At 36.0% G+C, this 720-nt stretch carries 1 protein-coding gene; it reads right to left on the bottom strand.

All coding sequences use genetic code 11. The annotated features are described in order from the left end of the window. Positions 1 to 120 precede the first annotated feature (120 nt). The coding region (locus ACFFUV_RS23480) for a hypothetical protein (protein WP_390198365.1) at positions 121 to 720 on the bottom strand (600 nt) is incomplete at its 5' end.

The raw sequence follows: 720 nt of genomic DNA on the forward strand, positions 1-720 counted from the left end.
TGACAATAGATAACAACGTATTTTGCAAAATTACTCCGGTAATCTGTTGATTGCCATTTGTTTTTATAACATCCGCAATCGCTTGTTTTAATTTTTGATAATTCGGCATAACTAATTAATTTAATCGTTATTAAAATCATTATTGTAATCGCTGTTAAAATCGCCAATATTTGCCCCTAAATATCCACGACCTATTTTTTTAACGACGATTGCTGTCTGAAATTCTATTTCCACGCTCGCCAAATCTCCCTGCGTCTGCCATTTTGGGGTAATTAGAAACGTATCGCAATCGTATTCCCTGCCGTATTTATCCGTTATGTGTATATAATCAGCCATACGAATAAAACGCATAACATCGCATAAGTATTCCGGTGCCAATATAGTACATTTGAACGTCTTTACCGAAATTTGTTTTTCCGGGAAAAAATAACCGTCCCTATCTTCCCCCTCTTCCTCAAACTGATATTCGGGTTTTCCTAACTCGGTGCAAAGATATAACATGTTTTTGAATGTCGGATTTTTATAAACTATTTGTCCGCCGTCAAACACTAAATTTTCAATGTCCCACCAATCAATTTTCAAATAACCGGAAACGTCCTGCACAACCGTAAACATTTCAGAATACCACGTTTGAACGCCATCAGATAACCGCAAATAATAAATTCCGTCAAACTGATTTAACGGCATGGGTAATATTGCCGGGTATAATATTACATCATA

Origin of the sequence: Vibrio olivae (assembly GCF_042428525.1) — a bacterium.
Classification (GTDB): Bacteria; Pseudomonadota; Gammaproteobacteria; order Enterobacterales; family Vibrionaceae; genus Vibrio; species Vibrio olivae.